The sequence below is a fragment of the Azohydromonas australica DSM 1124 genome (assembly GCF_000430725.1).
Taxonomy (GTDB): domain Bacteria; phylum Pseudomonadota; class Gammaproteobacteria; order Burkholderiales; family Burkholderiaceae_C; genus Azohydromonas; species Azohydromonas australica.
The window spans coordinates 1-12,837 of the sequence record NZ_AUMO01000127.1 but is presented as its reverse complement, the minus strand read 5'-3'; the positions used below and the strand labels follow the sequence as shown (position 1 = coordinate 12,837).

10 protein-coding genes and 2 pseudogenes are annotated in these 12,837 nt (G+C 64.3%); 5 read left to right on the top strand and 7 right to left on the bottom strand.

What is annotated here, in order from left to right; genetic code table 11:
* The 4 genes from H537_RS53105 to H537_RS43985 all read left to right on the top strand — a co-directional run.
* Positions 1-99: NAD(P)(+) transhydrogenase (Re/Si-specific) subunit beta (locus tag H537_RS53105; protein WP_156901812.1), on the top strand; the 99-nt coding region annotated here is incomplete at its 5' end.
* A gap of 64 nt (positions 100-163) precedes the next feature.
* On the top strand, positions 164-529 hold the full coding sequence (locus tag H537_RS0118095) for a GMC oxidoreductase (protein WP_028998975.1): 366 nt from the start codon (positions 164-166) through the stop codon (positions 527-529).
* 55 nt (positions 530-584) lie between these two features.
* Entirely contained in the window at positions 585-1,553 is a 969-nt protein-coding gene (locus tag H537_RS0118090; RefSeq protein WP_028998974.1) for a Bug family tripartite tricarboxylate transporter substrate binding protein, read from the top strand.
* Positions 1,554-1,569: 16 nt separating this feature from the next.
* Complete coding sequence (locus tag H537_RS43985) at positions 1,570-2,391, top strand: alpha/beta fold hydrolase (RefSeq protein ID WP_051242927.1); 822 nt, start codon at positions 1,570-1,572, stop codon at positions 2,389-2,391.
* Positions 2,392-2,780: 389 nt separating this feature from the next.
* Here the strand turns inward: H537_RS43985 and H537_RS43980 are convergent.
* The 4 genes and pseudogenes from H537_RS43980 to mdlC all read right to left on the bottom strand — a co-directional run.
* Positions 2,781-3,533 (bottom strand): annotated as a pseudogene (locus tag H537_RS43980) (IS110 family RNA-guided transposase); the annotation flags it as partial.
* A 543-nt stretch (positions 3,534-4,076) separates the two neighbouring features.
* Positions 4,077-5,276 carry an alpha-hydroxy acid oxidase gene (locus tag H537_RS43975; RefSeq protein ID WP_051242924.1) on the bottom strand — a complete coding sequence of 400 codons (1,200 nt, stop codon included), beginning with the start codon at positions 5,274-5,276 and terminating at the stop codon, positions 4,077-4,079.
* Between the two features lie 149 nt (positions 5,277-5,425).
* A complete protein-coding gene (locus tag H537_RS0118070; protein ID WP_028998973.1) occupies positions 5,426-6,886 on the bottom strand; it encodes an aldehyde dehydrogenase in 1,461 nt (486 codons plus the stop codon).
* A gap of 59 nt (positions 6,887-6,945) precedes the next feature.
* Positions 6,946-8,547 (bottom strand): benzoylformate decarboxylase, encoded by a 1,602-nt coding sequence (gene mdlC, locus H537_RS0118065; protein ID WP_028998972.1) that lies wholly within the window; start codon positions 8,545-8,547, stop codon positions 6,946-6,948.
* 126 nt (positions 8,548-8,673) lie between these two features.
* Here mdlC and H537_RS0118060 point away from each other — a divergent pair, with 126 nt between their 5' ends.
* Positions 8,674-9,594 (top strand): LysR family transcriptional regulator, encoded by a 921-nt coding sequence (locus H537_RS0118060; protein WP_028998971.1) that lies wholly within the window; start codon positions 8,674-8,676, stop codon positions 9,592-9,594.
* Positions 9,595-9,621: 27 nt separating this feature from the next.
* On the opposite strand, the gene H537_RS0118055 is transcribed toward H537_RS0118060, so the two are convergent.
* The 3 genes and pseudogenes from H537_RS0118055 to sdhB all read right to left on the bottom strand — a co-directional run.
* Positions 9,622-10,416: a class II aldolase/adducin family protein gene (locus H537_RS0118055; RefSeq protein WP_238446722.1), complete on the bottom strand. Its 795-nt coding sequence runs from the start codon at positions 10,414-10,416 to the stop codon at positions 9,622-9,624.
* 46 nt (positions 10,417-10,462) lie between these two features.
* On the bottom strand, positions 10,463-11,851 hold the full coding sequence (locus H537_RS0118050) for an MFS transporter (RefSeq protein WP_043459141.1): 1,389 nt from the start codon (positions 11,849-11,851) through the stop codon (positions 10,463-10,465).
* A gap of 882 nt (positions 11,852-12,733) precedes the next feature.
* Positions 12,734-12,837: pseudogene (gene sdhB, locus H537_RS53100) on the bottom strand (succinate dehydrogenase iron-sulfur subunit); the annotation flags it as partial.

The window sequence follows — 12,837 nt, the reverse complement described above, 5'->3', positions numbered from 1 at the left end:
CTGGACAACGAGCTGTTCTACATGGACAAGACCATGATGGTCTTCGGCGACGCCAAGAAGGTTGTCGAGGAGATGGTCAAGGCCGTGGAGTCGGCCTGATTTCATCGCTTAGGGTCCGTCCAACACCGTGACGTACCTGAGCGAGATCGTGCGAATACCAAACTTGCTCTTGGTCAACGTGTGCGGCCTGAAGGCCTCGCGTCACGCTCTGCGTTCGTTGGCGATGGCCGATCTCGGCTTTACCGAATTGCTGCCGTCCCCTGTAGTGGAGCTGGGCGACAACGTGCTGGAGGCGCATGCCCGCAGCCACGCGAAGACGGTCTATCACCCCTCGGGCACCTGCAAGATGGGTCGCGACCCGCCAGCAGTCGTCGACACGCAGTTCCGTGTACATGGCAGGCAGTGCCAGCGTGTGGCCGACGCGTCGACCATGCCGACCGTCGTCAGCGGCAATACCAATGCACCCTGCCTGGTGATCGACGAGCGCTGTGCCGACTCCATTCTCTGCGGCGCGGCCGGTGCAGCCTAACCATGTCCCCCATGCGGCCACCATCCGAGCCGAAACCCCCTGAGGAGATCCAGAAATGAAACGAAGAAGCGTCCTGAAGTGGAGCGCCGTCGCGCTTGCCGGCGGTGCCGTACCGTTGGTGCGTGCCCAGTCGCCACATATTCGCCTGGTGGTCCCCTTTCCGCCCGGTGCGGCCAACGACACGATCGCACGGCTGTTGGCCGATGCGATTGCGAAGCGATCCAGGCGCACCTGGATCGTCGAGAACAAGGCGGGCGCGGGCTCGATGATCGGGATCGACTCCGTCGCCAAGGCCGCAGCCGACGGCACGACGCTGCTGTTCGGCGCCTCCGACGGGCTAGCGGTGCTGCCCGCGGTGAGGCCGGTGATGCCCTACGACCCCGGCCGCGATTTCGCCCATCTGGCGCGCATCGCCACCAGCCCTTATGTGCTGGTTGTCAACAGTCAAGTCAGCGCTCGCGACTTCGCCGGCTTCGTCAAGCTGGCGAACCAGCAGCCAGGCAACATGCGTGTCGCAACGACCGGCACCGGCACGCTCGGTGACATGGGGACGATCCTGCTCGCCTCGGCGGCCAACGTCGAGCTGACGAGCGTCCCGTACAAGGGCATGTCGCCAGCGGTGAACGATCTGGTCGCGGGGCACGTGGAGGCATTGCTGGTCACACCGACGACGATCGCTCCCCACCTTGCGAGCGGCAAGGTTCGCGCACTCGTCGTGCTGGGCCCGCGCAGGAGTCCGATGTTGCCCGACGTGCCCACGGCGGCTGAAGTCGGGTTGGCGGGTGCCGACGTCGCCGCGTGGTGGGGCGTTCTCGCGCCTGCGAAGACACCCGCCGGCGCGCTCGCGGCCCTGCGCAGCGAAATCGCCGCCGTGCTGGGGGACGCTGAATTCCGCAAGGCGATCGCCGAGAAGGGGTTCGATGTCGCTCCACTCGACGGCGACGCGTTCGCCAAATTTGCAGCTGCCGACTTCCAGCGCTGGCGCGACGTCGCGCGCAAGGCCGGAATCACCCTCAAAGACTGAGCACGGGAGAGTGCAAATGAATCGCTTCGACCCTGAAGTCCGGACATATCGCGTGCGCACGCCCGATGCGCAGATCGAGTATTACGTCCAGGGCAATGGCCCGCCCCTCTTGATCCTGCCGTCCCTTGGGCGAGGTGCAGCAGACTACGACGAACTGGCGAAGCTGCTGGCTGGCCGAGGGCTTCAGGTCATTCGGCCGCAGCCGCGCGGCATTGGTGGCAGCACAGGTCCGATGGCCGGCTTGTCGATGCGTGACCTGGCGGCCGACGTAGCCGAGGTGATTCGCGATCGCGTCGGGGGGCCCGCGGCTGTGGCCGGCCATGCCTTCGGAAACTTCGTTGCCCGGATGCTGGCCAACGCCTTCCCGGACACGGTGCGAGCGGTCGCGCTGGTCGCGGCGTCGGCGGGTCGACTCCCCGGCGGCGGCTCGCCCTACGACCCGGAGGTCCACGCGTCGATCTACGCGAGCGGCGACCTGAGCCTGCCGGTGGATGAGCGCATCGCGCATTTGAAGCGCGCCTTCTTCGCGTTTGGCAACGATCCCTCGTCGTGGCTGGACGGCTGGTACCCGTCGACCAAAGCCATGCAGAAGGAAGCGCAGGCCACGACGTCCATCGACGAGTATTTCGACTGCGGGACGGTGCCGGTGTTCGACCTTCAAGCTGCCGACGACATGGTTGCGCCGCGTCGCCATGCGCACGTGTTGCGCGAGGCGCTGGGCGCACGTGTCACGGTGCAGGTGATCGAGCGCGCCGGTCATGCGCTGATTCCCGAGCAGCCGCAGGCGGTCTGCGACGCGCTGACCGCGTGGATGCGATCGCTCGAACCGATGCCCTGAGGGCGGACCGGGACCTGCGCGGCGCCGCGATCAAGCGCCGCCGATCAGATGGTACAGGGGCGATTGTCCTTTTTGCGCGTGTATGGAGCCAACGCCTTTTGCAAGCTCTACGTTGTGATGGAACTGGTCTGCACGCATGTATTCGGCTCGCTTGATGGGCAAGGCTGATTGCATGCCCGCAGCCTCGATGAGGTCCGCGCATCCCGTCCTCAGCAATTTGTCGGCTCGATTGCTCAGCCATCACAAAAATCAGGATCCTGGGGTGCTGGTCTGACCGGTGTGTCATCACGTCTGTAGAGCGACGCAAACCTGCGCTGGGTGTGATCCTCCTTGAGGTGGTTGACGGTATTGCCCGTGTTCGCGGCTGGTGTGGAGTGGCGGCGCCGTGCTCAAACAGCGCCAGGACGCACGTACTCCCGGTCGCTGCTGAGCAACGATTGGGTTACCCGGGCGTTCTTGTTGGCCAGTGCGACCGCCGCACGGTTGTAGCCCCGCCGCGCCACGAGCTCGCGCAGCCACTTGCTTTGCGCGTCTACCTTCCCGGCGGCATACCGCAACACTGACCGCGCGCCATGGATCAGCAACGTTCTGAGGTACTTGTCGCCACGCTTGCTGATGCCCGACATCCGGTACTTATCTCCCGACGAGTGCTGCCTTGGCACCAGCCCAAGCCAGGCCGCCAAGTGCCTGCCGTTCTTGAACTTGCTGGCGTCGCCGACGGCCGCCACGATGGCGGTGGCGGTCACGGCGCCCACGTCGTCGATAGCACTGATCTTCTTGCACAGCGGTGAACTGCGCATGAATGCTCTGATCTTTTGATCCGCCTCAGCAATGCGCTCCTCGACGCTGCGTAGGTGCTCCAGCATCTCCACCACCAGGCCGCGGCAGAACTGCGTGAGCTCGACGTTGTCGCTGGCAAGCACTTCCGGGATCGCTCGGTGAAGGGCCGCGGGCGACTGCGCGATGGCGATGCCGCGTTCGCTCAGGATTCCCCGGATGTGGTTCACGATGGCAGTCGATTGATGCACGAGCAACTGACGCTGCCGGTGCAGTGCCTGGATGTCCTGCTGCTCCACCGTCTTGACGGGCACGAAACGCATGGCCGGACGGCTGGCAGCCTCGACGATAGCTTCCGCGTCGTTGTCGGGTTGGCGACCGTAGTCTCGCCCGCGATGGCTGCGCAGTGGGCTTGTCTGTCTTTGACGGAGCAAACCGTGGCTGGCTCGAGCTGCATTTTCTGGGTTAGCGTGCGCATGCTCGGATTAGAAGTCGGGCGCTATGCGAGGTTGTAGCGGATTGGATCCGATGCGCTGTTGCACAGCCTGGGGCGATGCTGTCCTGGCCGGACCGTAAGGGCTGCCATCCAGCAGTCAGCTTGAGGCCGAGCCCGGTACTCCAAGCAGTCAAGCACCGGCTCCGCGGCGCGAAAGGCTCAATGAAGTCGTCTCCACAATCGTTGTTATGTCAAATTCAGTTGAGTTTGCAACGATCTTTTCAGCACCCTGCCATGGATTCACGCCACGACCAGGAGTGATGGTCGCACGCAGTCACTCAGCCCAAGCGCACGCGCCCTGGAGTGGTACCGGTTATCTGTCGCAAGACTTGCGTGAAAGGGTGCAAGGAAATCGAGCTGCCGAAGCGTAACGAGTATCGGGTGCACAAAAGCATCTCGAAGGCCTCCATCGTCATGAGACTTCGCTGGGCGCAGGCACGGCCGACCTGGTTTCGCGCGCTGTGGACGCCGCCGACACTTCGCCGAGTTCGCCCTGCATCCGACGCAGATCGGCCAAGGAAGGTGCCCCCAGCAAAGTCATCGTGCGCACCAGCTCGTCGGTCAGCGCTTTCAGCACTGCTTCCACACCCGCCGGACCGCGCGCGGCCAGCCCAAACAGCACGGGCCGACCGACGAACACGGCCGTGGCTCCAAGTGCAAGGGCCTTGGCGACGTGGCTGCCACGGCGAATGCCGCTGTCCATGAACACCGGCATGCGGCCTTGCACCGCATTGACGACGGCGGGCAAGGCTGAGATGGCTGAGGGAGAGGCATCGAGCTGACGGCCGCCGTGGTTTGAGACGATCACGCCATCAACGCCGTACCTGAGCGCGAGCTGAGCGTCCTGGGCGCTCAGTACACCCTTGAGCAGCAGCGGTCCATGCCAGTGGTCGCGCAGCCAAGCCAGGGTTTCCCAGACCAGGCTGCGGTCCATTGCTCGGGCCAGCAAGGCTGCTTGCATACTGGCCGATCCTGCCGCCTCCCCATCAGCCGTGAGGTTGACGAAATCGGGCACCCCGGCAAGTGCAGAGCTCAGTGCCCAACGCGGGTGCGTCAGCAAGTCCCACACCAGGCGAGCGGTTGGCTTGAACGGCATCCGAAAGCCATTGCGCACGTCGAGCTCTCGATATCCGCTGACCGGCACGTCCACGGTCAACACCAGCGCTTGGTACCCGGCACGCTGCGCACGCTGGACAATGCGTTGCGCCATTTCGCGGTGCATGACGTAGAGCTGCATCCACTGCACTCCATTCTGAGCGGCGGCACGCACGTCTTCAAGCCGCATGTTCGAGGCAGTGGACAATGCAAACGCTGCACCTGCCCGCTCCGCCGCCATGGCCAGAATGCCATCGCCACCGGGCCGTATGAGTCCGTTGAGCCCCATGGGGGCAATGCCGAACGGTACCTTCCAGCGCGCACCGAAGATCTCCACCGAGGTATCGACCGCCGTGGTGTCACGCAACACTCGCGGCGTCAGTGTCAATGCGTCAAGGTCCGACCGGTTGCGCCGCAGACAATGACCATCTTCCGCTGCACCATCGACATAGTCGAAAACGAATTTTGGAAGTTGTCGCTGGGCTTCGCGCCTGAAATCGTCGCTGTTGAGCAGCATGATCTTCTCTCGAATGAGTACAGGGCCCGGTTGCATGCAGCCTCGTGACGCAGCCACCAACCGGTCGGAACCCGATCGGTCCACAGGTTGGTTGCCGATGCCCCGCCCTGCCGCGAGGTATGGGGCTGGCGCACGAGCTCGCAATTCTTTCAGAACGGATAGCGGCGCGGCATGGTTTGTACTGTGACCCAGCGCAGATCGGTGAACTCCGCGATGCCCGCCTTACCACCAAATTGTCCGATACCGCTGTCCTTGACACCCCCAAAAGGCATTTGCGGTTCGTCGTGCACCGTCGGTGCGTTGATGTGGCAAATGCCTGACTGAATTCGGGAGCCCAGCGACATTGCCCGTGCGATGTCGCGGCTGAACACGGATGCCGACAGGCCAAACGCGTTGTCGTTGGCACAGGCCAGCGCCTCCTCGTCGCCTTTCACCCGGACGATGCCCTTGACCGGGCCGAACGATTCCTCGCTGTAGATGTGCATCCCCGGCGTGACGTGGTCGAGCAAGGTGGCCGGCATCAGGGTGCTGTCGGCCTTGCCGCCGCACAGCAAGGTGGCGCCCTTGGCCAGTGCGTCGTCGATCAGCGCGTTGCAGCGCTCGACCGTGCTCATGTCGACCACCGAGCCCAGCACGAACGGACCGCCGGCGGTGTCGCGCGGGTCACCCAGCGGCAGCGCGGCCGCCTTGGCAGCCAGGCGCTGGACGAAGGCATCAGCAATGGATTCGTCCACGATGATGCGCTCGGTCGACATGCATATCTGCCCCGAGTTCGCGAAGGCGCCAAACGCCGTGGCGTCAACGGCTGCGTCGAGGTCGGCATCGGCCAGCACCAGCAGTGGCGCCTTGCCGCCGAGCTCGAGCACGACCGGCTTCAGGTGCCTGGCGCAGCTGGCACCGATGATCTTGCCGACACGGGTCGAGCCGGTGAAGTTGACACGGCGCACGGCCGGATGCGCGATCATCGCTTCGACCACCGCCCCGGCATCGGCCGGTGCATGGGTGACGAAGTTCACCACGCCCTTGGGCAGGCCTGCCTCCTGCAGCGCCTCGACGATCAACGCGTGCGTGGCCGGGCACAGCTCGCAGCCTTTGAGCACCACGGTGTTGCCGCAGGCCAGCGGCACAGCAATGGCGCGCACGCCCAGGATCACTGCGGCGTTCCACGGCGCGATGCCCAGCACGACGCCCGCCGCTTGCCGCATGCCCAGGGCCAGGCTGCCGGGCACGTCCGACGGAATGACTTCCCCGCTAATTTGCGTCGTCAGCGAAGCGGCCTCGACCAGGTGGCCCGCGGCCAGGCGAACGTCGAAGGCAGCCCAGCCGGCAGAGCCGCCGGTCTCGGCGGCAATCGCCGCAGCGAAGGCCTCGGCTTTCGCCTCAAGCACCTGGGCGGCCTTGAGCAGCAACGCACGCCGCTCGCCTGGGCCGGTCGCGGACCAGGCCGGAAATGCTCTGGACGCGGCATCAACCGCTTCAAGCGCATCGGCCACCGTGGCGGCTGGCGCGCGCGTTGCGACACGACCATCGAGCGGGTTGCGACGATCGAACGTGGCACCGTTGCCGGCCAGCGTGGGCTCGCCGTTGATCAGCATGGAAATGGATTTCATCAGGATGTCTCCGATGTCGGGTTATCGGTTTTTGCGGCCGTGTGCAGACGGCTCGTCTGTCAGGCAATGCGCACGTCGATGACGCTTGGGCCGACAGACTGCAATGCCTGAGCCAACGCATCGCGCAGGCCTTTGGGGTCAGCGACCTGCAGCGCATCGCAGCCCATGCCCTTGGCCAGCGCAAGGAAGTCCAGGTCGGGCAGATCGGTACCCTGGACCGGGTCTTCGGCCGTAAAGCCGAAGACCGGGGCGAACTCCTGCAGTGCCGCGTAGCGGCGGTTGTTGAGGATGAGGAAGGTGATCGGCAGCTTCAGCTGCGCGGCGCTCCACAGCGCCTGGATCGAATACATGCTGGAGCCGTCGCCAATGAGCCCGATCACACGAGTACCCGGCTTGGCGAGTGCGACGCCCACCGCTGCGGGCATGCCGTAGCCCAGACCGCCGCTGTCCATCGTGAAGAAGCCCTCGCTGCGCGTGATCGGCAGCTGCTCCTGCATTGCCGAGCGCGAGCTGGGCGCTTCCTCGACGATGATATCGCCCTGGTCGCGCAGCTCGGCGAGCGTCTGCAACACATAGGCGGCCGACATGCGGCTGGAAGGCTCGATGTGCGGTCGCGCGGCGCGCGGCGCAGGGGCCAGCCGCTGTACCGGTGCAGGGCGCGCGAGCAGGTCCTGAACGGCCAGGCGCACGCTGCCCAGCGCTGCGATGCCGACGGGGGTCCACGAGGCGGTTTCGGGATCGTCGATCAGCTGGCACAAGGTTGCGCCCGCGGGCACGTGGGGCCCTGCGCCCTCGACGTGGTAGGCAAAGGCTGGTGCGCCGATCGCCACGATCACGTCATGGCCGTCGAGCAGTTGGACGATGCGCTCGCGCATGGCCGGCAGGAAGCCGGCGAACAGGCGATGGTCCTCCGGGAAGCTGCAGCGGCCTGACAGCGGCGCGGTCCAGACGCGGGCGTTGTGCACTTCAGCCAGCCGGATGATGTCGTCCCAGGCCCCGTCGCGATCCGCCGCGCCGCCGACCACGAAGGCCGGGCGGCGGCTGGCGTCCAGTGCGGCACCGATGCGCTCGAGCACTGCCGGCTCGGGTCGCAGTTGCGTGCTGACGACACGCTCGGCAACGAGCTCGCAGGGCTGGTCCCAGTCGTCCACCGGCACGGACACGAGCACCGGCCCGCACGGCGGCATCATTGCGATGTAGTAGGCACGGGCGATGGCCTGCGGGACGTCCTGCGCCCGCGCCGGCTGCACGCTCCACTTCACGTACGGCTTGGGTAGCTCGGTGGCGTACGGCGAGGCCAGGAAGGGATCGAAGGGCAGGATCGAACGCGCCTGTTGACCGGAAACGATGACCATCGGCGTACGGTTCTTGTGCGCCGTGAAGATGTTGCCCATGGCGTTGCCGACGCCGGCAGCAGAATGCAAGTTGACGAAGGCCGCGTTGCGGGTCGCCTGCGCGTAACCGTCAGCCATGCCGACGACCACCGCTTCCTGCAGGCCCAGCACGTAGCGGAAGTCACTGGGGAAATCCCGAAACATGGGCAGTTCGGTCGATCCGGGATTGGCAAAGACCGAGGTCATGCCAAAGCGGCGCATCAGGTCGTAAACGGCATCGCGCACCGTGATCGAAGGCAGGCCGGTGGTAGGCAGAGTGGCGGGCATGCTGGTCATGCGAAGTCCTCAGTGAAGTCGTCGGCGCAGACTTGCTGCGCTACGGATGCCAGCAGTATCGAGATCCACGCCCTGCCGGAAAATTGCTTTTAGGAGGAAAAGGCATTACCGTTTTGCATGCCTTACGACCTTCAGCAGCTGCAGGCCTTCGTCACCATCATTGAGGCGGGTAGCCTGGGCCGGGCAGCAGTGGCGTTGAACGTGACGCAGCCCGCGCTAAGCCGCACCGTCAAGCGGCTGGAAGACCATGTGGGCGCGCCGCTGTTTGAGCGACATTCGAAGGGCATGCAGCTCACCGATTTTGGCCATGCATTGCTGCCACATGCCACGTTGCTGCTGCGCGAGTCCGAGGTTGCGGTCGAGGAAATCAATGCCATGCGCGGGCTGGCCAAGGGCACGATCCGCGTAGGGGCCGTGGGCAGCCTTGCTGGTCTGACGCTGCCGCAAGCCATCGACAACGTGCTTCAGATGTGGCCGAACCTGCACGTGCACATGGTCGAGGGCGTGTGGGACCGGTTGGCAGAAGCCCTGATCAAGCACGAGATCGATCTGGCGCTCGGGGTCGCGGTGCCGGACACCGACGAGATCGCTGCAATCAAGGATTGCCAGTGGGAAGACTGCAGCTACATCGTGGCTGCCATGGACCACCCCCTGCGACGTGAACCCGACCTGCGGTTGGCCGACGTGGTGGATCTGCGCTGGACCACCACGCCCAAGGGCACTGCGCCGTACGAGCACATGGCACAGGTCTTTGCCGCGAACGGGCTGGGAATGCCTGAAATCACGGTCGAGACCCGTTCCGTCACCATGCTCAAAAGCCTGGTGGTTCGATCGGGTTTCCTGAGCTGGTTTCCCGAGCCGATGTACGACTCCGAGAGCCAGGCCGGGCTGATGGGCGCGCTCCACATTCCTGGAGCGAGCGGCATGCGCACCCTGACGGCCTTCCGCCGCCGCCATGGAATCCTGCCCGGGCCTGCAGTCAAGCTGCTTGAAGCACTGCGCGCGCTGACCACCAACCAGTCCTTGCCCCGCACGTGAAAGGGCGGCCCGAAGGCCGCGGGTATGTCACTGCTTGTACGAAGGATCGGTACGGTCCAGCAGGCGTAGCAGGGCACGCCAGTCGCGCCCTTGCAGGAAGGATGCGTCATTGTCGAATTGCCGTGCGGTGTGCTCGCAGGTGTCTGCCGAGGGCAGCGTCAGCGGCCGGTTGCCGGCGAGCGCGGCGACCTGGATCTGGCAGGCACGCTCCAGGAAGAACATCTCCTTGAAAGCGTTGGACACGCTCGTGCCCATGGTCAGCAAACCATGGTTGCGCAGGATCAGCACCTTCTTGTCGCCGACGTCTTCGATCAGACGGCGCTGCTCGTCCAGGTCGAGCGCGATGCCTTCGAACGCGTGGTAGGCCACGCGGTCGTGGAAGCGCAGCGCATGCTGCGAGATGGGCAGCAGTCCTTCGACCTGCGTCGAGACCGCGACACCCGCAGCGGTATGGGTATGCAGCACGCAGACCGCATCAGGCCGCGCCTGGTGGAGCGCGCCATGGATCACGAAGGCTGCCGGGTTGACGTCGTACGGCACGTCATCGACCAGCCTGCCTTGGATATCGACCTTGACAAGATTGGAGGCCGACACCTCCTCGTACATCAAGCCAAAGGCATTGACCAAGTAATGGTCCGGCTCGCCCGGAATGGCCGCAGAGATGTGGTTGTAGATCCAGTCCGTCATGCGGAAGTGCGCAATGAGCCGGTAGCAGGCCGCCAGCTCGACACGCATTTCCCATTCCGCTGCGCTGCAGCCAGCCTGGGTGGTGCGCCGGCTTTGCGCCAATGCTTCAAGGAGGTGGTCGTTCGACAAGGACATGGAAGGTTCCTCCAATTTCAGGTTCATGAGTCGGTACCGGTCCCGATCACTCGCCGACAGGCGCCGCAGCGACTGGTTTCGTGACACGCATTGATGCCGGCTGAGGGATGTGCCGCTTCACTGTCAGCAGCGCGATCAGCACAAAGCACATAGAACCTCCCAGCAGCGTCAGGTAAGCCGCGGCACCACCCGCAGTGATCACCATCGCGCCGACAAAGGCGCTCAGGATGGCACCCAGTCGTCCGAACGACAGCCCTCCCGCGGTACCCGTGGCCCGGATGTTCGTCGGGTAGATGTAGGCACACAGTGCATAGAGCGTGCACTGCACGGCATTGACGAACATGCCCACCACGCCAAGCCCGAAGATCAGCCACTGCGTGTTCTGGCCCACGTCGACGCCCTTGAGCAAGAAGGCCATGGCGGCCGCGCCGGCGGCGGCCAGCGCCATCGGCCAACGTGACCCGAAACGCGCGATGACCATGGCACAGACGAGACCACCGATAACGCCGCCCAGGTTCCAGGCGGTCAAGCCAGCGCCAGCCACCTGCGTCGGCAAGCCTTCGGCCGACAGCATCGTCGGCAGCCAGCTGAATGCGCTGTAGACGGTGAGCAGGCACATGAAGAAGGCAGCCCAGATGGCCAGCGTGTCGCGTACGCGTCCGGTCGCGAAGAGCGCGCCGAAGCCGGCTCGCTTTTCAACGGCCTGTTCAGTCAAATCGGTGAAGACTGTTTGCGCCGTGGTCGAGCGCTTCATGCGCGACAGCAGTGCACCGAGTTCGACCCATCGTTCGCTGTGGCGAGCCAGGAATCGAGGAGATTCAGGGAGTTTGAAAAAGAACAACACGCCAGCAAGCATAGGTATTGCGCCGCCAATCAAGAACAGGCCGCGCCATCCATACAGCGGCAGCACGACACCGGCGAAAAGCCCGGCCAGCATGCCGCCAAGCGGCACACACACGATCGTTGCCGTAACCGCCAAGGTGCGGCGACGTGCCGGCGTGAACTCAGCCGTGATCGTTGTCGCCGTCGGCAACGCGCCTCCGATGCCTAGTCCGGCGATGAAGCGCAGCACCGCGATGGTCAAAACATCCGGGGCGAGCCCGATGGCACAGGTGGCAGCACCGAACAAAAACACACTGCCCACCACGGCCATACGACGGCCGAACCGGTCAGCAAACCACCCACCAAAGGCACTTCCAATACCCATACCGACCAAGCCGGCCGCAACGGTCGGTGCAAACGCACTGCGCGTGATACCCCACTCCTTGATGATGTCGGGGATTGCGTAGCCGATCAGTTGTCCGTCGAACCCGTCAAGCACGATCGCAAGCGATGCAAGCAGCACGACGAGTTGTTGCATTCCCGTGAAGGGACCATCATCGAGCACGCGGCCGATGTCGACTGTTGCGCCGGTTTTGGAGGCGGCCGCACTCATCGCAGCACCTCGCGCAGGCAGCCAAGAGTGGCGGCAGGCAGTTCAGCGGAAGCATCACGCCAGGCAGGCGCGACGATTCCAGCCAGAAGATTTCTGGTCATGACAATGTCTCCGTTGGTTGACGCGTTGGCGTTGAAGCACTGGACGCTATTGGGGTGGCTTCAGTATGAAATTCCGCGCCATTGTTTGAAATTGCTTTTTGGCGGGAAAGTCATGTCCACCAGTCATGGCCACACCAGTTTCTTGACTGTGACGTCCGCTGGAGGCTGACGACCTCGCAGGCAAGAGCCCCATGGCATTTCATTCGCACAGGCCGGGCCCGCCGCAGTGCTCGGCTTACGAGGCAACCTTGACCGCACCTTCCGACCGGTGCAGGGCATGAACCACAACGTGACCTGAAGCCGTACAAGGACACCCTGGCTTGCCGAGCGTTCAGTCGTTGATTGTTTTGAAGGGGAAACTGCGCCCGTACATTCGGGCTTCGGCTACGAGAGCTGCTCGCTGTCTTTGATAGATTCGCCGGTTGGCAGCCCGATTGCTTACACGCACGCTGGGTACCTCGGCTAGCGTGGCCTTTGCCAACCACAATCTGCCCTGCCTTGCCATCAATGCTGATGGTCGGAGGAGTTGGCGGTGCAAGCTCCGTTGTCTCGTGACTCTGGAAAGAGTCCTAATGGCGACTATGCTGTACTCCCGTACCCGGGACAGAACTCTCGCTGGTGTGCCAGTAGGCGCATCAAACGATACGTGCCGTCCTGTTGGCCAGCACGACCGCCACGATGTTCTCGTTGCGCTGTGTTGTGATCCGCAGCAGGCAACGCCATGGCGAGCTTCCCGACGTGGCGACCTGCCCTTGCATTTACTCGGAACGAGGGAGCGGGCTTACACCGTGCGGCGGACCATCAGTTCCTTGATCTTGCTGATCGCGCCAGCAGGATTCAGGCCCTTCGGACACACGTCCACGCAGTTCATGATCGTGTGGCAAC